This window comes from Polaromonas sp. (assembly GCF_012927485.1).
Taxonomy (GTDB): domain Bacteria; phylum Pseudomonadota; class Gammaproteobacteria; order Burkholderiales; family Burkholderiaceae_C; genus Polaromonas.
In genome coordinates, this window is sequence record NZ_JABBPC010000009.1 from 152,470 (window position 1) to 176,248 (window position 23,779).

Here is a 23,779-nt window from a genome sequence, read left to right on the forward strand (position 1 = left end):
CTTTGCCAAGGGGACGGCCAGCCGTGAAGGCTGGGTAGCGCGCATGCTGCATTGGATAAGCCATCCCGCGTGTTCTCATAGCCTGATTTATTTTGTAGCTCCTAACGATGTTAGGATTAGCACCTAACGCTGTTAGGAGTTTTATGAGCACACGCGACGATCTGGTGCAGACGTGTACGCAAATGATTGCGGAAAACGGATTAGCGGCTTTCTCGCTCCGCAAGGTGGCAGACCGAGTGGGCATCAAGGCACCCTCCATTTACGAGCACTTTGAAAGCAAAGAAGCGCTTCTGGGTGAAGCACGCCGTGCTGCTACGGTGGCATTGAATGCATCCATGGTGGCTCACTGCAAGGGGCTCGACCCCCGACAGCGTTTGCTCACAACGGCAATGGGTTATCTGCAGTTTGCACAAGAGCAACCCTCCTTATTCGCGCTGCTTTTTATGGAAACACCGTCAAAGCGCCGCAGCTTGGCGGAGTTGCCCGAGCAGAACTCGCCTTACGCTTTTCTGTTAGCGCGCGTCAACGATTTTCTTGTGACGATGCACTCCGAGGGCGAGGTCCTGAGTTTTGGTATTTGGTCACTGGTCCACGGTGCGGCGGTGCTGCGGCATACCCATTTGAAAGAGTTTTCAGCGCCGGTTCTCACCAGCACCCGGAAAAACCTGGAAGCGCTGCTGGATGGTTGGAAAACTCAACCCGCGCAGGTTTAACAACCGCGCACGCTGACCTCACATCATGGACTTCAATATGACATCGGCCATCCTCGCGTCGGAAAGCCGTATCGAACGCGTGATCGTGACCTCCCATCGCCTTGCTTGGTTCGGTTTGCTTTCTCGTCGTTGCAGTCGCTGGTCGCGCTTGAAACCGGCCCGGTGAATTATCTGAAATGTCTCACCGAAACCGGCTGCTGACCGCTATGCCTTTTTCATTTCCAGGATTCTTCGCCGGTTGCACTGCCGTGCCTCCCACCGTTGAAGGCAACGCATCCCTTAAGTTTGTTGAACTGGAAAATTACAAGTTTCATGTCCGTACTTTTGGCGACAAGCGCCTGCCACCGCTCATCGTGGTCCATGGAGGTCCGGGCGGAGATTCCAAGTACCTTTATCCGATTAAAGACTTCGCCAAGACCCATTTCCTGGTCTTCTATGACCAACGGGGAACGGGGCTGTCCCCACGCGTCGATAAAGCATTTTTAACATTGGAGACTAGCCTGGACGACTTACACAACATAGTGAGTCATTACGGCGGGTCAGGGCAAGTCAAGTTGATCGGCCATTCATGGGGCGCCATGCTGGTGGTGGGCTATCTCGGCAGGCATCCAGAACGGGTTAGCCACGCAGTTCTGGTCGAGCCAGGTCTTCTCACTCCCCTCGCCGCTAAGGCGTTCGTTCGCCGCTTCAAGGCGTCTCAATCCTGGTGGGATGCGTTGCCACTTGTGAAGTATTTGTTGCTAGCGCCCTTCGTGTCAACGCGAGACGGCCATGAGCGATTCGACTACGTCATGACGCGGCTCATGAACCGAGCCAAGCCAGGCGGACCGTACCAGTGTGCGGGAGAATGCATGCCGCCCAACGCTTTTGCGCGTGCTGGTTATGCCGCCTTTTCAAACATGCTCAAGCCGGTGCTCGATCATCCTGAAAACTTCGCGCTGGACCTTACTCACAACACGGAGGCCTACAAAGGCCCGCTGCTGCTCTTGAGCAGCGAATGCAGCTTTATCGGCTACCGGTTTCAGCAAGAGTTTCACTTGCCTTTTTTGCCCGTACAGACCATTCATCTGGAGGCAAAAGCGATGGGCCACAACATGCTCACGCTCAACCCGGCTTGGAGCGTGGCCGCCATCCAAGCCTTTTTCGGTGAAGGCAGCCTCCCCCTTTCTGAAAAGAAGCCCCTGGAGGGGGGCACCAGTTGACATTGCCCAGCCGTGCCGATTTAATTTTGACCAGTGCTGGCCGAGCGGTATTGCCAATCGTTTTAAATCAGCAAACTAGCTTTAAAAAGTCACGATGAAGTCGGCCGCAATTTACGCAAACGACTCTTCACTGAACGCACAGGAGGACACGCCATGAAACTATCCGCGGATGCCGAACTGCGATTACTCCAACAGGATGCGTTCGGCTATTTCTTGCACGAAACCAGTCCTGCCAACGGACTGGTGGTCGATAAAACTGCGTCCGATTGGCCCGCCAGCATCGCGGCAACCGGGCTCGCGCTGGCGTCTTACCCGGTCGGCGTAGAACGCGGATTTATGGCGCGCGCCGCGGCGGTGGAACGCACGCTCAAAACATTGCGCTTTTTCTGGAATAGTCCGCAAGGTACCGAACCCGACGCGACGGGATACCGCGGGTTTTACTATCATTTCCTCGACATGCAGACCGGGCGGCGCGCCTGGAAATGTGAGATTTCTACGGTGGACAGCGCCTTTTTATTGGCTGGCGCACTGACAGCGAGCATTTATTTTGATGCGAAGACGGCCGACGAACAAGAAATTCGAACGCTTGCCGATGGGCTTTACCGGCGAGCCGATTGGCAGTGGGCACAAAACGAGGGCACGACCCTCACACACGGCTGGAAGCCGGAAAGCGGATTTATAAAATATCGCTGGGAAGGTTACGACGAAGCATTGCTGCTCTACATTCTCGGACTGGGATCACCGACTCATCCCTTGCCGGAAAGCAGCTATGCGGCGTGGGCCTCGACTTACGAATGGAAGCATTGCTACGACCTGGACTATTTGTACGCAGGACCGTTATTTACGCACCAGCTCTCACATATCTGGATCGATTTTCGCGGCATTCAGGATGAGTTCATGCGTGCCAAAGGTATCGATTACTTTGAAAACAGCCGTCGTGCGACCTACGTGCAACAGCGATATGCAATCGACAACCCGCTCAAATTTACTGGTTTTAATGACTGTTGCTGGGGCATTTCCGCCAGTGATGGACCAGGCCCCGACTCGGTCAAAGTGAACGGTATCGTGCGACAGTTTTACGACTACGTGGGGCGCGGCGTTCCCTACGGCCCTGATGACGGCACGATTGCGCCGTGGGCGGTAGTCGCCTCATTGCCGTTTGCGTCTGAAATCGTGTTGCCGGTAATCGATTATTTTATTCACCAGGTGAAATTGAAAATACCCAATTCCTATGGTTTCAAGGCGACTTTCAATCCGACCTACCCCGATAAATCCACCAACCCCTATGGCTGGGTATCACAGTGGCATTACGGGCTAAATCAAGGGCCGATTGTCTTGATGATAGAAAATTATCGGACTGGCTTACTGTGGCGATGGATGAGGCGCTGCCCCTATCTCATCACGGGTTTGCAGCGCGCGGGTTTTAGCGGAGGATGGCTTTTACCGCAGTAGCTTTTGATTATTCATAGGTTTTGCGGTTTCTAACCTTACTTCGGGCTCTACCGCCTACCCCTGCAACGGTTGCACTCACGACGATCAGCAGATCATGAAGGCCGGCAAGCTCTGTTAGCAGCAGCACAAAAAGAAACGGACACAACGAGTGTGCCCTCTGCATCTAGTTGGCTCCCCGCCACGTGCGATGCCAAGAACTGGAAACTCACGGTTTCGGTTCTCTGATTTCAAATCACGGCATCGCCAGTCAAATAGCTTATCCACAAAAATCCGCAGGCTGAAGGCCCGGCGACCCCCCGGGGCATCGCTCAATACGGGGTGGGAGACGGGGAACCTGTGGAGGCTTGTGGCCAAGCGCAACGACGGGTGATTAATTACTTGGCGGTGGAAACCGTATGTAGTTTTGGGAGTTTCCAACTGGCTAACTTGGCTAACCGAAGTGTCAAAGTCCTTTTCAGTTTTTCCAAGAACGGCCTGATCCTGATTTCATTTCGTGTGTTTGAGCCCGCATCGCTTGAGCTAACAATATTCACAGCGATCTCCGAGTAAAGCTCCATTGCTTTCTTCGCATACTTTGTGATGGCGTTCTTGAAGTCTTCAGTGTTCATTTTTTGAAGTGTCATTTTCGACAAATCTGAACCAGAACGCTCAATCAGAGTATTGGCAACATAGATACCCCACGGAGTACCGTGAATTCCCAATATTGTCTTCATCACGAGATCTTCATTTTCGGCGATCGCGGCAAGCAAATTACCGCGTTCAACCTCGACTGCTTTTGCAATTTGCCACGCAAGAAACACTTTTTCTGCACGGAGTCCACGGGGAAATATTGATTTGTAGGACTTATCGAAAAGCTCGGTTTTGCGTCTAACCGCATCCAAAATTGTTTCGTCCGACATTGATGCCAAATACTGAGCGATTCGATCTAATTCAATACGCTTCGTGTTTTTGATCAGGCGGGAGCCTTCCTGTTTTGGAGCATATGAATATTCAATTCTTGCAAACGCAGTTCGAAGTGCTTCTTGGATCGGATCAAGCAGTCTGACCGCAGACAGTTTTACCGGATTCTGCGTATTGTTGTAACGGACAATGTCCGTGAGCAGAGCCTTTTTGGCCGCGACCACTCGAACCAGCACTTGAGATTTTTTGGCATCCTCTGAGCCCTCAATTGCTTTGGACAGGCTGACCGTAGTTTGGCAGCCATTCACAATCGAAAAGTGCCTAAGCTTGTACTTAGTGTCGGATAGTCCCTCAAAGCTTTCCGCGACGATCGTTATCCCGTTATTTAGTGCCCAAAATTCTCCATGGCGATTGGTTGCGGTTTCAATGATCTTTTCGTTTATGCCGCCCTTCCGTTGCCCAATAAAAAGCCGCACATTGCCTTCGAACAGTTGATTGGAATATTTGTCATACCATCTCGCAAATTCACTCGCAGCTACCGAACCAATGATGGCTTGTCCAAAATCACCCTTCATTTCCGACAATCGAGTGGTGAAAGTTAACGTGTCTTCCTTAACAGTGCGATCTGCGGTTTTGGCAATTAGATACTTGTCATATAGACCATCTTGATGTTCATAGAAAAATGAGATGCCAGCTCCATACGTCTTTGATCTGACCGTGGTTTCCAATTGGCGAGCGATCTGATCCGACTTTGCAGCCAACGTGATAAGGCCGAATACTTGCACGTAATTCTGCAGATCTAACTCTTGCAGAGTTTCATATATGTCTAGCCGACCGGCATGTTTGAATGAAATTGGGTCCTTGATGCTTGGAATGGCTGCCACGAGCGCGTTCCATTTTTTTACGCCAGCCGCTCGCTCTGGACGGTCTGAGACATATCCTTGTAGGACATAGATGGTTTCTTGATCTTGATCCACATATATGAAATCACAACCGTTGTCTTCAGGTCCATCGGCGGACGCCGCGTCAATTGCCTCGTCCTCATCGATCCCAAGCAATGTTATTGCATACCAGGCGGTGATAGCGCGGTCGCGCGTTATCCCACCACGCGTTGCAATCGCATCGATGGCCGCGAATAGCTCCTTTCGCGATTCACCTGTTTGCTTGTTGTCTGCTGATGTAATGTTTGCTGCCATTTGGTCTATCAGATTCGGATGTCGGCGAGCGACCTTAACCCCCGTTTGAGTAACACGGGGGGCTATAAATACAAACGCACATATTACGGGCTTAGTTACATTTTGTCATTATTTTTAGGTGTTCAAGGCTGCATTTAAGGGCGAGGGGCCCCCTCGGGGGAACCGCCCTTACTGCAGCCTTGTAGCAAATACAAAATATATTTGACACTTAAGGAAATATAAAAGGCACTTCATAAAACTTTTGGAGTATTTAGGAAGGCGTCTCAACTTATCAGCATCTGGGGTTCCCCGGACAACAGCCGACTAACCTCTAAGCAGTCATCACTGCGACTGCCTGTGCATGTGGCGGCCAAACTTGCAGCTTTGTCGGAGATGTATCCCCAAAAGACCAAAACACAAATGGTGGCCGATTTGCTCGCGGCTGCATTGGTGGAATTGGAAACCGGATTGCCCTCGTCACCGGGTAAGTTTTTCGTCGAGGACGAAGACGGGAAGCCCCTATTTGAGGCGGTCGGCCCGGCAGCGACTTACCGCACATTGACCAACAAGCATTACGTCGGGCTTGAAAAAGAGCTTGGAAATGAATCTCCGACGCCTTTCCTTTCGAGCGCATTACTCGTCCATAAAGAAGAAGAGAAATGAAGCTGCTCGCTTCCGGCCTGGACACCATCGAATGCGCGTACTACCTCTACGCCGGTCCTGGCTGCAAGCTCGATTTCGCCGCACTCAGGCTGCAACGCGAGGTGATGCGCGAGTCCAAGCAACCCGAGGCCGCTGTCCTTGAGCTGGGCGGCATGGAGTTTTTGCTATCGCCCAACGGCACCAAATCCGGCTACCCCTTCGTCATGTCCAATCAGGACTGCACCATTCAGTTTTGTGAGTTCAATAATCCCAGCTTTTTCGTGCGGTACAGCAGCTTTGCGCTGTGGCGCCTGGGAGCCAAATTTTTGCATGAACGCTTTATGGCTTGGGCTGATGCGCTCGGTCTGCATCCAATCAAGCCCGAAGGGCTGTCACGGGCTGATTTTGCGTTTGACTTTTTGCTGCCACACATGGATTTTGACGAAGACAGCTTCGTCACTGCAGCCACCAAAGACAGCCAGCACCGCAAAGACGGCAAGGTGCAGACCTTCACTTTTGGCCGTGACGAGATCGTGCTGCGGGTCTATAACAAGTCCGACGAGATCGTCGAGGCCAGCAACAAATACTGGTTTTATCTGTTCTGGCAAGAGGAAAGAGAAAACGTCTGGCGCGTTGAATGGCAGGTTCGCAAGGAAACGCTGAAACGCTTTGGCCTGCGCACGTTTCAAGACCTGTTCGATGGCTATGGCGATGTGTTGCGCTACCTCATCGGCGAGCACACCAGCCTGCGGATCAAGACCGAGGACAGCAACCGTTCGCGCTGGCCTGTGCACCCGCTCTGGTCGATGCTTGCTGAGCATATTGGCACCCTGCCCGCACAAGGCGTGTACCGCGAAATTGATCCGCGCATGATGCTCGATGAGATCTTGATGCGCATGGCAATTAGCATGGAGGGCTATGGGCTTCTCCGAGGCGGCCGCGGCTTCCTATGCGTCGATGACGGCACTTACCCGGGACAAGAAGTACTTGCTGCCAGATCGACCTGTGCGAGGCGACACCACGCTACAGAACTACGTCAGGGAGCTGGTGCGTAAAGACGCCGCCTAGCAATTTATTCAAGCCGAACCCGCTTCGCGGATCGGCTAAATTCAGGCGTTAGGGCGCAGAAAAGCTACCTATCTCTACTTCTAATGTCACGCTATTGGAAGTCGTCAAGGCCGTCAGGCGGTGCCAGCAGCTCTGACTGTGGCGATGGTGATATTGGCTGCGCCGTCAACGTGACTGGCACGAATGCAAGTTGTTGAACTGCCGGAGTGTCCGCCGCAGAATGAACGCCTTCGGACAACATGGCCGAACTGACGGTGATTCCGGCAACCATGAACTTCATAACAGCAATGGCGACGCTGGCACCGGTCGCGCCATAAATCGCCAGCTTGGAGTGCGCCATCGCGGCATGCGCGTCAGGCCCGTGCGTTGGCGCGGCTCATGTCATGCGCCCCAGGACCCAGCGTCCCGCCGCAGCTGCGGTAGCAGTGAGTGCCGTGCCCCAAGCGATATCTACTAAGGTCAGGCGCAACGGCCAGCCCCTCAGAGTGGCCAGGTTGCTGAGGTCGTAAGTGGCATAAGCAAAGAAGCCAAACAGTGCCCCAGCCAAGATTGCGCGCGGCCAGGGCACGTGTGCCGGAGCTGTAAGGCCGCCGGACCAAGCCGCAGGTGCAACGGCAAAAAGCAATACGCCGGCCGGGTAGAGCAAGTAGAAGACGCCGCCCGCCACCAAGTTGGGGGTGTCTGCCATCAGATGTCCGATGCCGTCACGGTAGAAGGACTTGGCGATGAAACCGAGCCACACGACATCCAGGGCCAGCAACGCCAACGCAGTAGCGCCGTATGCGGCGAGGTAATTCAGCATATTAGTTTTTTCCTGCTTCAATCTGGTGGTAAAGGAATTCATTGACGCGGTTAGGCGTCAACCGGTTTTTAAAATCATGTCGCATAGAAGTGGTCATCCTGCTCAAGCCGGTGGCACGGGTCTGTGCGGAAGGCAGCACAGCATGTTGGCGTCTTGCACGCCGGCCCGTCGTGCAATGCAATCATGTGCTGAGGTTTACTTGACTTGTCTGCCGCCGCCTACCGGGGAAGAAAGCATTCGTGCGGGCGATGTAGTCGCGGTAGCCGGGACGTCGCTCGCCAATGTCCTTCGCCTGCAACGCCACGCCCGAAGCCTTGAGAAGCAGAACCGTCATGAGCACCGGAGACGAGAGGGCCCACCAGTTTTGTCCCGACAGCGCGATCAGATAGAGGCCCCACCATACACAAAACTCGCCGAAGTAATTGGGGTGGCGGGAGTTCCGCCACAAACTACGGTCCATAAGCTGCCCTTTATGGGCCGCGTCGGACTTAAAGCGGGCTAGCTGCCAGTCTGCCACAGCTTCAAACGAGGCGCCAGTTACTACGGCGCACACGCCCAGTGAATCAAGCCAGTGCCATGGTCGCAAATTCACGACAGCAGCGAGCACGGGCCAAGAGACGACCCACGCCAGCGCGGCCTGCAAAACGAACACTAGTACCAGACTTTTCCATCGAAGATGGGGCTCGTTGCGAGTGCGAATGGCCTTGTAGCGGCGGTCTTCGGGTTTCCCCCTGTAGCGCCAAGTAATGTGAGTCGCCAATCGCGCCGCCCACGGCGCTACCAGTGTGACCACAACGATCGCCCGGGGGCCGGTTTGGGAAGCGGCCAGCGCGTAGGCCGCTCCGCCAATCAGGATGTACAGCGGCTAAGCAATGTCTGCGATGCTGACATCGTTCTTGCTCAGGCTCACCATCCACGCGCAGGGTGCCAACAGGTAAATCAGCAGCAAGGCTTGCAGCGCAACGGTCAGCATATCGTGTGGCCGACACTGAGCCCGGGGCGTAATCAGGGCACCCCGACCGCTGTCATTTTGGCATCAGCACCGTGTCGATGGCATGGATGACACCGTTATCCGCCGCCACGTCGGCGGAAACCACCTTGGCTTTGTCGACCATCACGCCGCCAGCCGTGCTGATGGTCAATTGCGCGCCCTGCACCGACTTGACCTTGCCAGCCTTGATGTCCGTGGACATGACCTTACCAGGGACCACGTGGTACGTCAGCACCGACTTGAGCTTTGCCTTGTTTGCCAGCAACTTGTCCAAGTCCGCCTTCGGGATCTTCGCAAATGCTTCATCTGTAGGCGCAAAAACAGTGAAGGGCCCCGGGCCCTTGAGTGTGTCCACCAATCCGGCTGCCTTAAGCGCCGTCACTAGGGTGTTGAAATTGCCTGCAGCCACGGCTGTGTCGACAATATCCGCTGCTTGGGCAGATAGTGAGGCGAGGGCAATTACTGCAGCGGCGAGGAAATGCTTTTTCATAGTGTTCTTTCGAGTGAGGCGATGAGTATCCCGATGCTGGGCGGCACCAGCATTGGGTTAAAGGACTGTCGGTATCAGGCCGGCGGCATCAGCACCGCATCGACCACGTGAATCACGCCGTTGCTGCAGTCGATGTCGGTCTTGGTTACGTGCACGCTGCCATTGAGCTTCACACCGCCCTGCGTGCTGATCTTCAAATCGGCACCGTTAACCGTCTTGGCCGTCTTGCCGTCTATCTTCATCACGTCGGCTGCCATGACCTTGCCGCTGAGCACGTGATATGTGAGGATGGCCTTAAGCTTAGGCACGTCTTTGAGCAGCTTGTCCACGGTGCCTTCCGGTAGTTTGGCGAAGGCGTCGTCGGTGGGCGCGAACACCGTGAAAGGTCCGGCGCTCTTAAGTGTGTCCACCAGCCCGGCGGCCGTCAATGCGGCGGCCAAAGTCTTGAAGCTTCCGGCCGCAATGGCCGTGTCGATAATGTTCTGCATGTCAGTTGTCCTAGTTCGGGTGGGTCGCTCAAAGAGATGTCTGGCGCGACCCAGGGGCAGATGAATTCGCCGCCCAAAGAAAGTGTGGCGGCTGGAGCACAACATGTGCGTAGGACAGCGCGCATAGCAGCCATAAGGTTCGATGCAGGCCCAGTGGCCATCCGTGTCCGAGTGTTGGGAATTGGCTCATTCGGGCCTCAGACACCAACTGAAGGAGTGTTCCTCGTGTAAAGCTACCGACATGCTGCCCTGCTGGAGCTCAATGCGAATGTCAGTCTGCACAGGCATGGGGGCGCTGCGTAAGTGCAGCGTATTAGTGCCGGTCGAAAATCGACCAGTTGGGGGTCAAGATTGGATTGGCGCTAACAGTTGAAGTATTGAAAGAGCAAATTGGCAAACACCTGCAGTTCTGCTTCACGTATGAAGGCAAGCCCTTACGGGCGGACGTGACCAACACGGCCTGGCACAACGCTTTAGAAAAAGCGGGAATTGAGGACTTTCGTTTTCACGACTTGCGCCACACCTGGGCATCCTGGCACCGCCAGGCGGGAACATCTTGCGATGAACTCAAGGACCTGGGCGGCTGGAAGTCGCGAACGATGGTGGACCGCTATGCCAAATTTGCCACTGAGAACTTATTGTCCGCAGCGTCTCGAATCGAGCGCGGGGGAAATGGCAGGAACGTGGTCGATTTGTCACGTTTTCGTCACGCTTAGAAAGACAAAAGGCCTGCACTTACATGCAAGCCCTTGAATTGATTGGCTCCTCAACCTGGGCTCGAACCAGGGACCTACGGATTAACAGTCCGGCGCTCTACCAACTGAGCTATTGAGGAATACAGCCTCAAATTATAGCGTTAATTTTCCCGGATTCTTGTGACGGCTTTGCCAAGAAGACTTCTTCGCGAGCGGGTACAGCAATACAACGCCGATGGCTTGGGCGGATTAAAGTCTGAAGTGCAATAGATGAAATTCGGTCAATGGCGATGGTTTGACTTGAGACGACTTACCAGTGCGCCACCGGTTACGACGGCTTTAGCCCTTGCAAGGTCACAGCACCATACGCGATCACATTTTATGCTTCGTAACTCTTGTCGAGTTGCACGCCATACTTGCTTCCGGCCTTGGTGCGCCTTTTTTAACGTCCAACGAATAGCCTTCAAACTTTCGTAATCGAGGGGCGCCGCAGCACGCTCACCACACAGGATCAGGTCCAAAAGTCTTTGCGGCAAAGGCCTCGGGCCGCGCAATAGTCGCAGGCCTTGCCTTCGCCCAACGCTGGCATTGCAATGCCCCGGGCAATGCGCGCCATGTCAACCAGGATGCTGTCGATCAACTCATCGCGCAGAGTCACGATGTCGGGCTGCTCGTAGGTGCGGGTGGGCTCTTTTTCGCCCAGGTTGACATAGGCGGCGGTTAGCGTGTCGTCGGCCATCAAGGCGGCATAAAACGCCAGTTGGGTGTCTTCCTGTCCGTCCTTGATGCGCTCTGCCGTAGTTGTTCGCGGCTCGGTCTTGTAGTCGATAAGCAATGTGTGGCCATCGGAATCGCGGTCAATGCGGTCCAGCTTGCCGACCAGCGTCAGCTTGCCGAAAGGCATTTCCCGCCACGTTTCTGCGGTGTCAAATCGGGCGCCAGTGGCTTCGTGCGCGGTTAGCCACGCCAGATAGCCGTCGCGCACCGCGGGCCACGCGGCGGCAAACGGCAAGAACTCACTACCACTCAAGCCCAAGGCGCGCGTGGCTTGCTCAGCCGCGATGTTGATCATGGCTACTCGCGAAGACATATCGGACGCAGGAGCCGCTTTAAGGGCTTCATGGAAGTAGCTCAACAAACTGTGCAGCCAATTGCCAAATTCGCGCTTCCCGGTCTCGCTTTCCAGCTCTTCGGACTCCTGCAGCTTGAGTTGGCGTAGCGCAAAAAAGCGGTACGGGCAACGCCGCAAGTCTTCATAGGCACTGGCCGACAGCCGGGTCACAGGCAAGGCTTCGCCTGTGGGCAATGGGCGGGGCGTAGCCTTGACAGGCACGGCGCGCAGGCTGCGCGGGTCAGGCGCTTGGGCACGGTAAATGTCAAGGCTTTGCGCGAGCAGCAACTCCTGCACGAAACCGCTCGGCATCAGCTGCTCGCCGCCTTCGCTGGCTCGCCACAGTACATCCACATGCGACATTTGCAAGGCGTAGTCCCAGGCTTGTCGGGCAGCACTGGCGAGCGTTTCCCGCGACGGCAAGCCGAGCAACTTGCGCTGGCCAGGCGTCCACTGACCGGGAGGCTCAGGCGACACCGGCAGCCGGATCTCGTCGCAACCTGGAAGCACTACCGCCTGCACGGATCGGCCGAGGAGTTGCTGAAGCGGCAGGATCACCACCTGCTCTGTCGGCGGATGTGGAGGAAAAAACTTGCCCCCTTCCAAAGTCTGGTTGACCCAATGGGTAAAGTCGTTGATCTTCATGGTAGGACCGGCTTCAAACTCTGCCTCGGCGCCCTCCTGTAAACGAAGCACATCCAGCACTGTCTGCCCGGCCTGATCCAGTGCCAGCGCATCCCACTGCCCGGCCGCCTGCAGGGCCGCGCGCAGATCGCGCAACCACACGGCCAGCGGGCGTGCACGGCCTAAGCTATTGCGAAGGACGTTCACGCCCGCTGCCAATGGCTGGGTAACCGCGAAAGTGGGTAGCGGGGTCAGGGGAAGCTCACGCCAAGCGCGCACACGGGATTTGCGCAGCTCCGTTTCAGCCGCCATCACCGAATCCGCCGCAAACGCAGGTGCGTTTTTCAACCAATCCAGCAACGCGTCGGTCGATACATCCCACGGCATAGCGCGCAACAAGCCCATCAGGCTGGCCGCAGCGCGCGTGGTGGAAAGCTTCCAGCCAGTCTCGTCGCGCATGACGATGCCGCGCTTTGTAAGCATGGCGCCGACACGGCGCGTGAGCTGCCGGTCTTGCGAGATCAGCGCGACAGGGCGGCGGCCTTGCGCCAAATGCACCATGACGCACGCAGCGGCCCGCTCAGCCTCATCTTCTGCGTCAAGCGCGGCGTGCAGCGACGCATACGCCGCTAATGGCACCTCGACGGACGGCGATAGATAAAGAGGAATAGATATCGACCGATCACCAAAATGCAGCCTGAGCGCTTCTGTCAGCGGCTCAGACTGAAAGCCCTCGAAGACAGCAAGCAGTGCTGGTCGGGCTTGGAAAAGACGGTCGGAAGGATAGGCGGAAGCGGCAACCCAAGCCAACGCGATGCGCCCTACCGCGGCCTCCAATGCCAGCACCGGCGAATCAAGGCCCTCGCCCAGCGACTCTGCCAAAGCCAGACTCCAAGCCTGGCGATTCAAAGGCAGCACTGCAGCAGCCACTCGGCTCAGGCTCCATGCGGCCTCAACTAAGCGCCCAGCGAGCATGTCCTGCTGCTCCACCAAACCCGCGCGGCCTAGAAGCGAGGCAGCCGTCAACGTGTCCACAGCCACATCCATGCGCAAATCGTCAGCGGAAGGCGTAAAAAGCCCGAGCGTGCCACCCAAGCTGCTGGCCCAGTTCATGGTGGTTTCAAAGCGAGGCACGAAAAACGTCTCCCCGGCTTGCACGGCCCAGGCCTGGCGCGCCTGCTGAATCAGTTGGGCATAGGGCAGTAACACCACCACTTCGGCGGGGTGTACACCCCGAGCCTGCATGACCTCGGCCAGTTTGGCCGTGGCATTCTGCCAACAACGAGTAGTCAGCGTTGCACTGGTTTCAGGGGTATCTATAGCGGCCATGGAAGAGGGGATGTTCTAAAATATGGGAAGTGGGGCGCCAGGAGGTGCAGAAGGACTATGAAAGTCATAGCCGTTCCTCACCGATACCGCTACTTGCTTTCTGCCACAATGACACTAACTTTAGCCGTATCCGAAACTAGTCCAAAGGAGCCATCATGGCGAGCGAACTAATCAAACATACCACCGACGCCACTTTTGAAGTCGACGTGCTGAAATCCACTAAACCGGTGCTGGTGGACTACTGGGCCGAATGGTGCGGTCCCTGCAAGATGATTGCCCCTATTCTTGACGAAGTGGCTAGCAGCTACGATGGCAAGCTGCAGATTGCAAAAATGAATGTGGACGAGAACCGCGACATTCCTGCTAAATTTGGCATTCGAGGTATTCCTACCTTGATGATTTTCAAGGACGGCCAGTTGGCCGCTACCAAAGTAGGCGCCATGAGCAAGGGCCAGTTAACTGCATTTATCGACCAGCAATTAGCCTGAACGATTTTTCGCTGAAAGGGGAAACAAGGCCGGCTGTTTCTCCTTTTATCGCAACCCTCGCATCTGGAACTCCAAGCATTTAGGCGCTAGCCGACTACGCCTCAATTACTGTTTGAATTTCCTGTCATAATTCGCTTTATTCGCCAGTTAGCTGTCATCGGCTGGTTCGAGTTCCCGGTTTGTAAGCCTTCGGTTTCTGCGGCTTCTTTTCAAACCTCCCCCGTCTTTTCAAATGAACTCCGCAAGGAGCAATTCCATGCACTTAAACGAACTCAAGGCACTGCATGTGTCTGAAGTCCTCAAGCAGGCCGAAGCTCTTGAGATTGAAAATGTTGGACGCATGCGCAAACAGGAGCTGATGTTTGCCATCATCAAAAAACGCGCGAAAACGGGCGAAACCATTGTTGCCGACGGCGTACTGGAAGTACTGCCCGACGGGTTCGGCTTTTTGCGGGCGCCCGATTCAAGCTACACCGCCAGCACCGACGACATCTATATCAGCCCCAGCCAGATCCGCCGCTTCAATCTACACACGGGTGACATGATTGAAGGCGAAGTACGCACGCCCAAAGACGGCGAGCGCTACTTTGCCCTCAACAAGCTCGACAAGATCAACGATGGCCCACCCGAAGACAACAAGCACAAGGTCATGTTTGAGAACTTGACGCCCTTGTTTCCAAGGGAGCAGTTCAAGCTGGAACGTGACATCAAGGGTGAAGAAAACCTGACCAGCCGGATCATCGACATTGTGGCGCCCATCGGCAAAGGGCAACGCGCCTTGCTGGTGGCCCCGCCGAAGTCCGGCAAGACCGTGATGATGCAAAACATTGCCCACGCGATTACCGCCAACTACCCCGAAGTCGTCATGATGGTACTGCTGGTGGACGAGCGCCCTGAGGAGGTGACCGAGATGCAGCGCAGCGTGCGCGGCGAGGTAATTTCATCGACGTTTGACGAACCGGCCGCGCGTCACGTGCACGTGGCTGAGATGGTGATCGAGCGTGCCAAGCGCTTGGTTGAACTCGGCAAGGATGTCGTCATTTTGCTGGACTCCATCACCCGCCTTGCACGCGCTTACAACAATGTGCTGCCGTCCTCAGGCAAAGTATTGACCGGCGGCGTAGATGCCAATGCACTGCAGCGTCCCAAGCGCTTTTTCGGCGCAGCCCGTAACATTGAAGAAGGTGGCAGCCTGACCATCATCGGCACTGCGCTGGTCGACACCGGCAGCCGGATGGACGAGGTAATCTTTGAGGAATTCAAGGGCACCGGCAACTGCGAAATTCACCTGGACCGCCGCTTGTACGAAAAGCGCGTTTTTCCTGCCATTCACCTTAACCGTAGCGGCACCCGCAAGGAAGAACTTCTTCTAGCCCCTGAAATTCTTCAAAAGTCGCGCATCTTGCGTCAATTCATGTACAACATGGATGAAATCGAGTCCATGGAACTGATGCTGAAAAACATGAAAGCAACCAAAAATAACCATGAATTCTTCGACATGATGCGTCGCGGAGGTTAACCCGCCAATCTTCCCAGCGCAGCTTTACCGAGGCTGGGAGCCTCTTCGCAGATCCCAAGTTTTTTTGGCGGGTCACTGCCGAAAATACGCGCATTAAGGGGCAGGATTAACACAACGAGACGCACGGATCTATCGACCATTTTCCATGCGATAATCGTGGGCTTCATGGAAAGTGCCTGGAAATGGTTCGGGTGGCTACCAAAATAATGAAAAAGGAAAGATCATGAAAGAAGGCATTCACCCCAACTACCGCGAAGTTTGTTTCTTGGACATGTCCAATAACTTCAAGTTTGTGACCCGCTCATGCGCGAACACAAAAGAGATGGTGAAAATGGAAGATGGCCGCGAGTTGCCGCTGTACAAGCTTGACACATCCAGCGAGTCACACCCCTTCTACACAGGTACACAAAAATCTGTGGACAACATGGGCGGTCGCGTTGAGAGGTTCCGCAACCGTTTTGGCAAAACTGCCGCCAAAGATACAGTGCCAGTATCGGCTCCCGAAGCGGCGCAGTAAGCTGCGAAAAACGCTTTCGCTAGCCTGCAAGAAGCAGCCTGAAATTCAGGCTGCTTTTTTTTCGGAATAAATTCTCGAACTTTTAGACTTAAAGTTGTCGCGCGGGTCGCCATTCAACGTTACAGAGACGCAGCCCTATTTCTGATCATCAAACCGTTTTGAACAAGCCTTCCCCCGCTCTCATTGCCCAATCTGCCGTGCGCCGCCTGCCCCGGTTTGCGCTGCTGCTTTTTTCCGTGGCGTATGTGTTGCCAGGATTTTTAGGTCGTGGACCCTGGAAATACGAGGATATCGCCGCGTTCGGCGTCATGCGCGAACTGACCTCCGCCACCGCCAATTGGCTGCAGCCGCAGCTACTGGGTCAAGTCACCGGGTTTGACGCACTCATGCCCTATTGGCTCGGCGCGATCGCCATTAAAGGCCTGCCTTTTCTGGATCCTGCGGTTGCCGTCCGCGTTCCCTTCGGCATGCTGCTGATTCTGACGCTCCTTGCCACTTGGTACGCTGTCTATTACTTGGCGCGCAGTCCGCAGGCTCAGCCGGTCGCGTTCGCATTTGGCGGAGAAGCCAGCCCGGTGGACTACGCCCGAGCGATTGCTGATGCCGGTTTGCTTGCACTTATTGCCAGTCTGGGCTTGGCCCAGTTATCGCATGAAACGACCCCTGCGATGGCGCAACTCGGCTTTACGGCCTTGGCGTTCTACGCGATGGCTTCCAGCCCATACCGCCGGGCGACCAAAATCCTCGGCCCTGCACTGGGTCTGCTGGCAGGCCTCGCGGGGCTCGCCTTAAGTGGCGCACCAACGCTGGCCGTGCTGCTGGGCATAGGAGGGGCACTCGTGGAGTGGACCCACATGCGTTGGGGAAGTAACCAAACCGATGCTGCAAGCAAGCGCCAGTCCTGGCAATGGGTCTTGCTAATCGCTGGCATTACGTTGTTAGTTTGCCTGCTGGCCTATGGGTTGGATTTGTGGCGCTGGCGAATTCTCCTGCCTGGTGCGGACGGCCAGCCAGCCTGGAACGAGTGGCGAAGTTTGGGACGTTTGCTATTGTGGTTTACCTGGCCGACATGGCCCCTTGCGCTATGGACGCTCTGGCGCTGGCGCAAACAACTTGCGAGCCGTCACGTGGCGCTGCCCCTGTGGTTTGCCGGTATGGCCGTGGCTGCCACGCTGACCACCACCGCTTCTGACCGCAGCCTGCTCCTCAGCTTGCCACCGCTGGCTGCACTGGCCGCTTTTGCCTTACCGACCCTCAAACGCAGTGTGGCCTCGCTGATTGACTGGTTCACCCTACTTTTTTTCACTGGCTGCGGCACTATCATCTGGGTCGTCTGGATTGCGATGCAAACTGGGATACCCCGGCAACCTGCCGCCAATGTAGCCAGGCTGGCACCTGGGTTTGAACCCAGTTTTTCCTGGCTCGCTTTTTTGTCGGCGGTAGCTGCGACGCTGGCGTGGACCTGGCTGGTGAAATGGCGGGCCAGCGCGCAACGTGCCCCCATTTGGAAGTCGCTCGTTCTGCCTGCTGGCGGCGCCACTTTATGTTGGCTGCTGCTGATGACTCTATGGCTGCCCTTGCTCGACTATGCGCGCAGCTATGCACCAACCTCGCGCCTGGTCGCAAGCTTGGTCAATAAAAATGCCTGTGTCGAAATCTACGGCGTGGGCAGCGCCCAGGCTGCGGCCTTGCAATACCACGGCAAACTCGAACTGCGTCAGGCCACCTCGACAGCTGTTTGCCCGTATCTGGTTGTGGACATCGACGCTCAGACAACGCTCAGCAACACGGTAAATTTACCGGATTGGGCGTTTCAGGCCACCATACGCAGGCCCACCGATAAGAAGGAAGATTTGTTGCTGTTCAAACGGGTCAGCATTGACAACCACGCCAAGCCTGGCGTAAAACTCCCGCCGCCCTAGTTGAGAAAACTCAAAACCATCGGTCAGCATCCAGACGCTGAGACATCGGCAGGCACAAGCTGTTACCGCTCTCCCCATGCTTATTCTCGGCCTGACACGCTCCGGCGGAGCCAGTTTCCGAGCCGCCGGCAAGAATTAACTGGCTTGTAGCCGACGAACCCGTGTTGCCGGAAAAATGAGTGAAAAGAGCGACCCCAGCCCCGGCTGGCTCTCGATCTGAAGTTCGACACCGTGGCGCTGGGCTACGTGTTTGACGATGGCAAGGCCCAAACCAGTTCCGCCTGTCTCGCGCGAGCGACTACGGTCAATCCGGTAAAACCGCTCCGTTAGACGCGGCAGGTGTTCAGGTGCGATTCCCGGCCCCGTGTCCTTGACCTGGAATTTTCCGCGCCCATCTTCCAGAACTGTCCAGCTCACTTTGACCAATCCCCGCTCCGCCGTGTAACGCACTGCATTGGTGATCAGGTTAGACATGGCACTGTAGAGCTCGGTTTGGGCGCCTGCGATTTCACACGCCGGTCCAGGCTCAAACTCCAGTTGCTGCCCCTGTGGCGCAATCACCACCGACAAAGCCTTTGCGTCTTGTTCACATTGGGCAAACAGGGCTCGGGTGGTTATCCAGTCATTGGCATCCGGCAATGGGCTGCCTTCCAGGCGGGACAGAATCAGCAAGTCGCTCACGAGGGTCTGCATGCGCTTGGATTGTTGCGCCATCAGCGCAAGATAACGGCCACGTTCCGCCTCCTTTAAAGGCAAGGTTTGCAAGGTTTCGATGAAGCCGGACAACACCGTTAATGGCGTGCGTATTTCATGCGACACGTTGGCCACAAAATCCCGGCGCATCGCTTCTGCGAGCTCGATGGCCGTGATGTCGCGAGAGAGTAACAATTTGCGGTTTTTACCATACGAATGCGCATGCACCGACAGCTTCACTGGGCGCGCCGGTGTGCTGAAGCTGCCTGGGATCAGCACGTCTCGTGAAAAGTTTCCGGCTGCCATATAGGCCTTGAACGCGGGCTCTCGCACCAAATTGGCGATGTGTTGCAACACATCACGCTGCGCATCAAACCCGAAATGCTGCGTTGCCACCTGGTTACACCATTCAATTCGCCCGCGTGCATCAAGCAACACCACGCCGCTTGGTGAAGCCTGCAGCGCCGCCAAAAACTCGCCAAGTCGCGCCTGACTTTCAAGATTCTGCTGATCGCGATTTTTTAACAGCCTGCGAGTGCGGTCGGCCACCTCTCCCAACACCCCTGGCAGGCTGGGTGCGACGGCTAGCGTACTGACCAGCCCCTCCTGCGGTTCGTTGCTCTGTTCGGTGCGGAGCCAGTTAAGTAGCCTCGCCATGTAGAGACTGTCGACCAGCAGCCAGACAAAAGCGCCCAACGCGATCCCCATGCCCAGCCCAAGGCCTTCCTTCGCCGTCGTCCACCACCCTAAACTGCCGCCGACAAACATGCAGACCGCAAAAATGATCCAGCGATTGATCATCTCCCGGAGGGTGTTGCAGCAAGCACACTTTGGGCCACGACGGCTGTTAAGCGATAACCGGCACCGCGAACAGTTTCCACCATCGGGCCAGCAGTGCCCAGGGCTTCCCGCAAGCGCTTGACGTGAACGTCGACCGTACGCTCTTCAATAAATACGTGGTCACCCCACACCTTGTCCAGCAAGGAACTGCGGCTGTGCACCCGTTCTGCGTGCTTCATCAGATAGTGAAGCAGCTTGAACTCCGTCGGTCCCAGCTTGAGTTCCTGGTTTTGAAATGAAATACGGTGAGTCGCTGCGTCCAATATCAAACCGGCCACGGTGACGCTGTCGTTTACCGACTCGGGAGCCCGGCGACGCAGTACCGCACGAATGCGTGCAAGCAATTCCTGCGTAGAAAAAGGCTTGGTAATGTAATCGTCGGCGCCAGCATCCAGTCCGGCCACTTTGTCCGTCTCATCGCCCCGAGCCGTTAACATCAGAATGGGAATACTTTTGGTACGGGGCTGCTTGCGCCAGTAACGCGCCAGCGCAAGGCCGCTCTGCCCCGGAAGCATCCAGTCCAGCAGGATGACATCCGGCAGCACGGCGTCAAGTTCGCGCTGGGCCGCAACACTGTCCTCCACTACCACTGGCGCAAAGCCGCCATGCCGCAGGTTGACGGCAATCAGTTCGGCGATGGCCGGCTCATCCTCAACAATCAATACGCGTGGCAGATGTTTCATCAACAATTACTTTATGGCCGACTCAATCTGATCCATGGGGCTGTGCCTGACATCTGCCCCCTTAACGATGTAAATGATGAACTCTGCGATGTTCTTGGCATGGTCGCCAATGCGCTCAATGGCCTTGGCTAAAAACAACAAGTCCAGACTCGCGGAAATGGTGCGGGGATCTTCCATCATGTAAGTGATCAACTTGCGCACGAAGCCGTCAAACTCCTGGTCGATCTGGTCGTCCTCCTTGAGGATGGAAACTGCAGCCGTGGTATCCAGCCGGGCGAAGGCATCGAGTGCCTTGCGCAACAGACCGGACGCAAGATCTGCCGCCACGCCCAACTCAGAGGCTGGCAGCAAGCGGGCCGAGCCGCTGAGAATGATGGACTTGACCATTCGTGCGATTTTTGCAGCCTCATCACCAACCCGCTCCAGGTTGGCTGTCGTCTTGGAAATGGCAATCAACAGGCGCAGATCCCGGGCCGTAGGCTGGCGGCGCGCAATGATGGAAGACAACTCGCGGTCAATGTCTATCTCCATCATGTTTACACGCGCCTCGGTCTCGGCGACCTGGTCAGCGCTTTCCGCATTGAACTGCGACAGCGCGTGAATGGCCAAACGAATCTGAGATTCCACCAATCCGCCCATCTCCATCACGCGTGAAGACACGCCGTTGAGTTCGCTGTCAAACTGGGTGGACAAATGTTTGTCAGGCATACTTTGTTCCTTGATCCTTTTCAGCCGAAGCGGCCGGTAATATAGTCTTCGGTCTCTTTGCGCCTAGGCTTGAAGAAAAGATCTTCCGTCGCGCCGAATTCAACCAGATCCCCCAAGTACATATAGGCTGTGTAGTCACTGCAACGGGCAGCCTGCTGCATATTGTGGGTCACGATAACCACCGTATATTCACTTTTTAACTCGGCGATGAGTTCCTCGATCTTGGCTGTAGAAATCGGATCCAATGCCGAGCAAGGCTCGTCCAGCAGCAGCACTTCCGGCTTGATGGCGATGCCACGCGCAATGCAAAGCCGCTGCTGCTGACCGCCCGACAGGCTGGCGCCGCTCTGATGCAATTTGTCCTTGACCTCTGTCCAAAGAGCGGCCTTGCGCAATGCCCATTCCACCCGCTCATCCAGGTCTGCAGCGTTCAGGCTGTCAAACAACTTTACGCCAAAGGCGATGTTGTCATATATCGACATCGGAAAAGGGGTCGGCTTTTGAAAAACCATGCCTACTTTCGAGCGAATCAGCGCCACGTCCTTTTTGGACGTCAGCAGATTCTCGCCGTCGAATATGATTTCACCTTCCGCGCGCTGCTCCGGATAAAGCTCGTACATACGGTTGAAAATACGCAGTAACGTGGATTTACCGCAGCCCGAAGGGCCAATGAATGCGGTGACTTTCTTTTCAGGAATCTCCAGGTTGATACCTTTCAAAGCGTGAAACTTGCCGTAATAGAAATCGAGATTTTTAACCGATATTTTTGACTGTTGACGCTTTTCGCCAGAGCTATTCATCTTTAACCTTGTCTTATTGTGTTCGTTGAACGGCGATCAGCCTCGCTGTCAGCCTTTAACACGCGTCAACATCCGCGCAAGAATATTCAACCCGAGTACCGCCACTGTAATCAAGAACACGCCCGCCCATGCGAGCTGCTGCCAGTTCTCGTAGGGACTCATCGCAAACTTGAAAATAATCACAGGCAAGCTAGCCATTGGCTGACTTAAATCCGAGTTCCAGAACTGGTTGTTCAATGCCGTGAACAGCAAGGGAGCGGTTTCACCCGCGATACGCGCTACGGCCAGCAATATGCCCGTCACCACCCCCGAGCGGGCGGCCTTGAGCGTGATGCTTGTGATGACCTTCCACTTCGGCGCACCCAATGCGTAAGCCGCCTCACGCAGGCCCGGCGGAACCAGCTGCAGCATATTTTCAGTCGTGCGTATGACCACCGGAATCACAATCAGGGCAAGGGCCAGCACACCCGCCCAGCCAGAGAAGGAATGAAATCGGGACACCACGATCGCGTACACAAACAGACCAATCACGATCGACGGCGCTGACAGCAAAATGTCATTCACGAAGCGAGTCACCGAGGCCAGCCAACCCTTCGTGTTGTATTCAGCAAGGTAGATACCAGCCATGATGCCGATCGGCGTACCCACAAACGTAGCCAGCAGCACCATCAAAAAAGAGCCATAAAGCGCGTTAGCAAGACCGCCCGCTTCGTTGGGTGGAGGCGTCATTTCAGTGAAGGTCGCAAGCGCGATACCGCCAAGGCCCAGTCGTACGGTTTCCCACAGAATCCAGAACAACCAGAATAGGCCAAACGACATGGCTGCCAGGGACAACGCGAGGGCTACCCCATTGATCCGTTTACGACGAGCGAACTTGGCCAAGCGCGCATCACGCATCACGGCGCTCATGATTTGCTTCCTTCATTTTTCCTTAATTGGGCCAGCAGCAGTTTGGACAACGCCAACACCACAAAGGTGATGAAGAACAGAACCAGACCCAGATAAATTAATGCGGCTTGATGCAAGCCTTCAGCCGCCTCGGCGAATTCGTTCGCCAGTGCTGACGTGATGCTGTTGGCTGCCTGAAACAGGCTCAGCGAATCTAACTGGTTGAAGTTCCCGATGACGAAAGTCACTGCCATGGTTTCCCCCAGAGCACGACCTAAGCCCAGCATGATGCCGCCCATCACACCGGCTTTGGTATAGGGCAGCACCACTTTAAAAACCACCTCCCAGGTAGTAGACCCTAAACCGTAGGCCGATTCTTTCAGCAGCACCGGTGTGACTTCAAACACATCGCGCATCACTGAAGCAATGAACGGAATGATCATGATCGCGAGGATGATGCCCGCCGACAAAATACCGATACCCACCGGCGGGCCAGAAAACAGGGCACCGAGGTAAGGCACATTGCCAAAAAGATTTTGCAGGGGTTGCTGCACATAGGTCGCCAGGATGGGACCAAACACCAGCAGCCCCCACATCCCGTAAACAATAGAGGGGACGGCTGCCAGCAGCTCGATGGCTGTCCCCAAAGGCCTCTTGAGCCAAGCCGGCGACAGCTCGGTCAAAAACAGCGCGATGCCAAAACTGACAGGCACCGCGATCAGCACTGCGATCAATGAGGTAGCCAGCGTGCCATAAATCATGACCAGGCCACCGTACTCGTTCTTCACGGGGTCCCAAACGCTGCTGGTCAAAAAACCGAGCCCATACTCGCTGATGGCAGGCCACGCCCCAACGATGAGTGATGCCAGAATGCCGATCAACAGGCCCAGCGTCAGCAAAGCTGCGCCTAGCGCAGCCCAGCTGAAAAGCCGGTCTGCCAAGGGACCTCTGCGCACAGTATTTACGGGAGAAGGCTTAATCATGTCGCGTCCGGTCACTTGTGCCGGCTGGTCAATCAATGCCCGGCTAGCAGGAAGTG

24 protein-coding genes and 1 tRNA gene are annotated in these 23,779 nt (G+C 55.6%); 10 read left to right on the plus strand and 15 right to left on the minus strand.

The annotated features are described in order from the left end of the window. Window positions 1-143: 143 nt before the first annotated feature. From HHJ16_RS03300 to HHJ16_RS03310, 3 genes are all read left to right on the plus strand, one after another. The gene (locus HHJ16_RS03300; RefSeq protein ID WP_293640580.1) at window positions 144-713 is read left to right on the plus strand and encodes a TetR/AcrR family transcriptional regulator; all 570 of its coding nucleotides are present in this window, start codon (window positions 144-146) and stop codon (window positions 711-713) included. Window positions 714-889: 176 nt separating this feature from the next. Continuing rightward, window positions 890-1,915, plus strand: a complete 1,026-nt coding sequence (locus HHJ16_RS03305) for an alpha/beta hydrolase (protein ID WP_293640582.1) — start codon at window positions 890-892, stop codon at window positions 1,913-1,915. Between the two features lie 153 nt (window positions 1,916-2,068). Beyond that, a complete protein-coding gene (locus HHJ16_RS03310; protein WP_293640583.1) occupies window positions 2,069-3,367 on the plus strand; it encodes a glucoamylase family protein in 1,299 nt (432 codons plus the stop codon). A 374-nt stretch (window positions 3,368-3,741) separates the two neighbouring features. Here HHJ16_RS03310 and HHJ16_RS03315 read toward each other — a convergent pair whose 3' ends face one another. After that, complete coding sequence (locus HHJ16_RS03315) at window positions 3,742-5,463, minus strand: AIPR family protein (protein ID WP_293640584.1); 1,722 nt, start codon at window positions 5,461-5,463, stop codon at window positions 3,742-3,744. A 342-nt stretch (window positions 5,464-5,805) separates the two neighbouring features. Between HHJ16_RS03315 and HHJ16_RS03320 the strand changes: the two genes are divergently transcribed. Beyond that, a complete protein-coding gene (locus HHJ16_RS03320) occupies window positions 5,806-6,105 on the plus strand; it encodes a hypothetical protein (RefSeq protein WP_293640585.1) in 300 nt (99 codons plus the stop codon). Further along, a complete protein-coding gene (locus HHJ16_RS03325) occupies window positions 6,102-7,139 on the plus strand; it encodes a hypothetical protein (protein ID WP_293640587.1) in 1,038 nt (345 codons plus the stop codon). Before HHJ16_RS03320 ends, HHJ16_RS03325 begins: the two co-directional genes overlap by 4 nt. A gap of 104 nt (window positions 7,140-7,243) precedes the next feature. Here HHJ16_RS03325 and HHJ16_RS03330 read toward each other — a convergent pair whose 3' ends face one another. From HHJ16_RS03330 to HHJ16_RS03350, 5 genes are all read right to left on the minus strand, one after another. Next, a complete protein-coding gene (locus tag HHJ16_RS03330; RefSeq protein ID WP_293640589.1) occupies window positions 7,244-7,492 on the minus strand; it encodes a hypothetical protein in 249 nt (82 codons plus the stop codon). Between the two features lie 36 nt (window positions 7,493-7,528). Then, the gene (locus HHJ16_RS03335) at window positions 7,529-7,954 is read right to left on the minus strand and encodes a DUF2177 family protein (RefSeq protein WP_293640590.1); all 426 of its coding nucleotides are present in this window, start codon (window positions 7,952-7,954) and stop codon (window positions 7,529-7,531) included. Between the two features lie 181 nt (window positions 7,955-8,135). Continuing rightward, the gene (locus HHJ16_RS03340) at window positions 8,136-8,816 is read right to left on the minus strand and encodes a DUF1295 domain-containing protein (RefSeq protein ID WP_366557458.1); all 681 of its coding nucleotides are present in this window, start codon (window positions 8,814-8,816) and stop codon (window positions 8,136-8,138) included. Window positions 8,817-8,979: 163 nt separating this feature from the next. Then, on the minus strand, window positions 8,980-9,435 hold the full coding sequence (locus HHJ16_RS03345) for a fasciclin domain-containing protein (RefSeq protein ID WP_293640592.1): 456 nt from the start codon (window positions 9,433-9,435) through the stop codon (window positions 8,980-8,982). 74 nt (window positions 9,436-9,509) lie between these two features. Next, on the minus strand, window positions 9,510-9,923 hold the full coding sequence (locus HHJ16_RS03350; protein WP_293640594.1) for a fasciclin domain-containing protein: 414 nt from the start codon (window positions 9,921-9,923) through the stop codon (window positions 9,510-9,512). Between the two features lie 377 nt (window positions 9,924-10,300). On the opposite strand from HHJ16_RS03350, the gene HHJ16_RS03355 reads away from it, so the two are divergent. After that, on the plus strand, window positions 10,301-10,639 hold the full coding sequence (locus HHJ16_RS03355) for a tyrosine-type recombinase/integrase (RefSeq protein ID WP_293640596.1): 339 nt from the start codon (window positions 10,301-10,303) through the stop codon (window positions 10,637-10,639). Between the two features lie 43 nt (window positions 10,640-10,682). On the opposite strand, the gene HHJ16_RS03360 is transcribed toward HHJ16_RS03355, so the two are convergent. Together HHJ16_RS03360 and HHJ16_RS03365 are read right to left on the minus strand one after the other, a co-directional pair. Then, window positions 10,683-10,758: transfer RNA gene (locus tag HHJ16_RS03360), tRNA-Asn, on the minus strand. A 371-nt stretch (window positions 10,759-11,129) separates the two neighbouring features. Continuing rightward, a complete protein-coding gene (locus HHJ16_RS03365) occupies window positions 11,130-13,682 on the minus strand; it encodes a PD-(D/E)XK nuclease family protein (RefSeq protein ID WP_293640598.1) in 2,553 nt (850 codons plus the stop codon). Window positions 13,683-13,837: 155 nt separating this feature from the next. Between HHJ16_RS03365 and trxA the strand changes: the two genes are divergently transcribed. Next, window positions 13,838-14,170, plus strand: a complete 333-nt coding sequence (gene trxA, locus HHJ16_RS03370; RefSeq protein ID WP_293640600.1) for a thioredoxin TrxA — start codon at window positions 13,838-13,840, stop codon at window positions 14,168-14,170. A 256-nt stretch (window positions 14,171-14,426) separates the two neighbouring features. Beyond that, a complete protein-coding gene (gene rho, locus HHJ16_RS03375) occupies window positions 14,427-15,689 on the plus strand; it encodes a transcription termination factor Rho (protein ID WP_293604272.1) in 1,263 nt (420 codons plus the stop codon). Here the strand turns inward: rho and HHJ16_RS03380 are convergent. Continuing rightward, window positions 15,686-15,856, minus strand: coding sequence for a hypothetical protein (locus HHJ16_RS03380; protein WP_293640602.1), 171 nt, complete (start codon window positions 15,854-15,856; stop codon window positions 15,686-15,688). The genes rho and HHJ16_RS03380 overlap by 4 nt on opposite strands. A gap of 56 nt (window positions 15,857-15,912) precedes the next feature. On the opposite strand from HHJ16_RS03380, the gene HHJ16_RS03385 reads away from it, so the two are divergent. Both HHJ16_RS03385 and HHJ16_RS03390 read left to right on the plus strand, forming a co-directional pair. Beyond that, window positions 15,913-16,206: a type B 50S ribosomal protein L31 gene (locus tag HHJ16_RS03385; protein WP_293640603.1), complete on the plus strand. Its 294-nt coding sequence runs from the start codon at window positions 15,913-15,915 to the stop codon at window positions 16,204-16,206. 158 nt (window positions 16,207-16,364) lie between these two features. Beyond that, on the plus strand, window positions 16,365-18,128 hold the full coding sequence (locus HHJ16_RS03390) for a hypothetical protein (protein ID WP_293640604.1): 1,764 nt from the start codon (window positions 16,365-16,367) through the stop codon (window positions 18,126-18,128). A gap of 135 nt (window positions 18,129-18,263) precedes the next feature. Here HHJ16_RS03390 and phoR read toward each other — a convergent pair whose 3' ends face one another. Genes phoR through pstC form a run of 6 tightly spaced genes read right to left on the minus strand, consistent with a single transcriptional unit; the run spans window position 18,264 to window position 23,723 of the window. Continuing rightward, on the minus strand, window positions 18,264-19,622 hold the full coding sequence (gene phoR / locus HHJ16_RS03395; RefSeq protein ID WP_293640605.1) for a phosphate regulon sensor histidine kinase PhoR: 1,359 nt from the start codon (window positions 19,620-19,622) through the stop codon (window positions 18,264-18,266). After that, window positions 19,619-20,344: a phosphate regulon transcriptional regulator PhoB gene (gene phoB, locus HHJ16_RS03400; RefSeq protein ID WP_293640606.1), complete on the minus strand. Its 726-nt coding sequence runs from the start codon at window positions 20,342-20,344 to the stop codon at window positions 19,619-19,621. The genes phoR and phoB overlap by 4 nt, the downstream gene beginning before the upstream one ends. 6 nt (window positions 20,345-20,350) lie before the next feature. Further along, entirely contained in the window at window positions 20,351-21,052 is a 702-nt protein-coding gene (gene phoU / locus HHJ16_RS03405) for a phosphate signaling complex protein PhoU (protein WP_293640607.1), read from the minus strand. A gap of 20 nt (window positions 21,053-21,072) precedes the next feature. Then, window positions 21,073-21,852, minus strand: coding sequence for a phosphate ABC transporter ATP-binding protein PstB (gene pstB, locus HHJ16_RS03410; protein ID WP_293640608.1), 780 nt, complete (start codon window positions 21,850-21,852; stop codon window positions 21,073-21,075). A gap of 48 nt (window positions 21,853-21,900) precedes the next feature. Further along, on the minus strand, window positions 21,901-22,761 hold the full coding sequence (pstA, locus tag HHJ16_RS03415; RefSeq protein ID WP_293640610.1) for a phosphate ABC transporter permease PstA: 861 nt from the start codon (window positions 22,759-22,761) through the stop codon (window positions 21,901-21,903). Beyond that, complete coding sequence (pstC, locus tag HHJ16_RS03420) at window positions 22,758-23,723, minus strand: phosphate ABC transporter permease subunit PstC (protein ID WP_293640798.1); 966 nt, start codon at window positions 23,721-23,723, stop codon at window positions 22,758-22,760. Before pstC ends, pstA begins: the two co-directional genes overlap by 4 nt. Between the last annotated feature and the right edge of the window lie 56 nt (window positions 23,724-23,779).

Excerpts from the sequence above, each read along its gene's own strand:
- HHJ16_RS03300 (WP_293640580.1), top strand. The coding sequence starts at position 144 with ATGAGCACACGCGACGATCTGGTGCAGACGTGTACGCAAATGATTGCG.
- HHJ16_RS03305 (WP_293640582.1), top strand. The coding sequence starts at position 890 with ATGTCTCACCGAAACCGGCTGCTGACCGCTATGCCTTTTTCATTTCCA.
- HHJ16_RS03310 (WP_293640583.1), top strand. The coding sequence starts at position 2,069 with ATGAAACTATCCGCGGATGCCGAACTGCGATTACTCCAACAGGATGCG.
- HHJ16_RS03315 (WP_293640584.1), bottom strand. The coding sequence starts at position 5,463 with ATGGCAGCAAACATTACATCAGCAGACAACAAGCAAACAGGTGAATCG.
- HHJ16_RS03325 (WP_293640587.1), top strand. The coding sequence starts at position 6,102 with ATGAAGCTGCTCGCTTCCGGCCTGGACACCATCGAATGCGCGTACTAC.
- HHJ16_RS03330 (WP_293640589.1), bottom strand. The coding sequence starts at position 7,492 with ATGGCGCACTCCAAGCTGGCGATTTATGGCGCGACCGGTGCCAGCGTC.
- HHJ16_RS03335 (WP_293640590.1), bottom strand. The coding sequence starts at position 7,954 with ATGCTGAATTACCTCGCCGCATACGGCGCTACTGCGTTGGCGTTGCTG.
- HHJ16_RS03345 (WP_293640592.1), bottom strand. The coding sequence starts at position 9,435 with ATGAAAAAGCATTTCCTCGCCGCTGCAGTAATTGCCCTCGCCTCACTA.
- HHJ16_RS03350 (WP_293640594.1), bottom strand. The coding sequence starts at position 9,923 with ATGCAGAACATTATCGACACGGCCATTGCGGCCGGAAGCTTCAAGACT.
- HHJ16_RS03365 (WP_293640598.1), bottom strand. The coding sequence starts at position 13,682 with ATGGCCGCTATAGATACCCCTGAAACCAGTGCAACGCTGACTACTCGT.
- trxA (WP_293640600.1), top strand. The coding sequence starts at position 13,838 with ATGGCGAGCGAACTAATCAAACATACCACCGACGCCACTTTTGAAGTC.
- rho (WP_293604272.1), top strand. The coding sequence starts at position 14,427 with ATGCACTTAAACGAACTCAAGGCACTGCATGTGTCTGAAGTCCTCAAG.
- HHJ16_RS03380 (WP_293640602.1), bottom strand. The coding sequence starts at position 15,856 with ATGAAGCCCACGATTATCGCATGGAAAATGGTCGATAGATCCGTGCGT.
- HHJ16_RS03385 (WP_293640603.1), top strand. The coding sequence starts at position 15,913 with ATGAAAGAAGGCATTCACCCCAACTACCGCGAAGTTTGTTTCTTGGAC.
- phoR (WP_293640605.1), bottom strand. The coding sequence starts at position 19,622 with ATGATCAATCGCTGGATCATTTTTGCGGTCTGCATGTTTGTCGGCGGC.
- phoB (WP_293640606.1), bottom strand. The coding sequence starts at position 20,344 with ATGAAACATCTGCCACGCGTATTGATTGTTGAGGATGAGCCGGCCATC.
- phoU (WP_293640607.1), bottom strand. The coding sequence starts at position 21,052 with ATGCCTGACAAACATTTGTCCACCCAGTTTGACAGCGAACTCAACGGC.
- pstB (WP_293640608.1), bottom strand. The coding sequence starts at position 21,852 with ATGAATAGCTCTGGCGAAAAGCGTCAACAGTCAAAAATATCGGTTAAA.
- pstA (WP_293640610.1), bottom strand. The coding sequence starts at position 22,761 with ATGAGCGCCGTGATGCGTGATGCGCGCTTGGCCAAGTTCGCTCGTCGT.
- pstC (WP_293640798.1), bottom strand. The coding sequence starts at position 23,723 with ATGATTAAGCCTTCTCCCGTAAATACTGTGCGCAGAGGTCCCTTGGCA.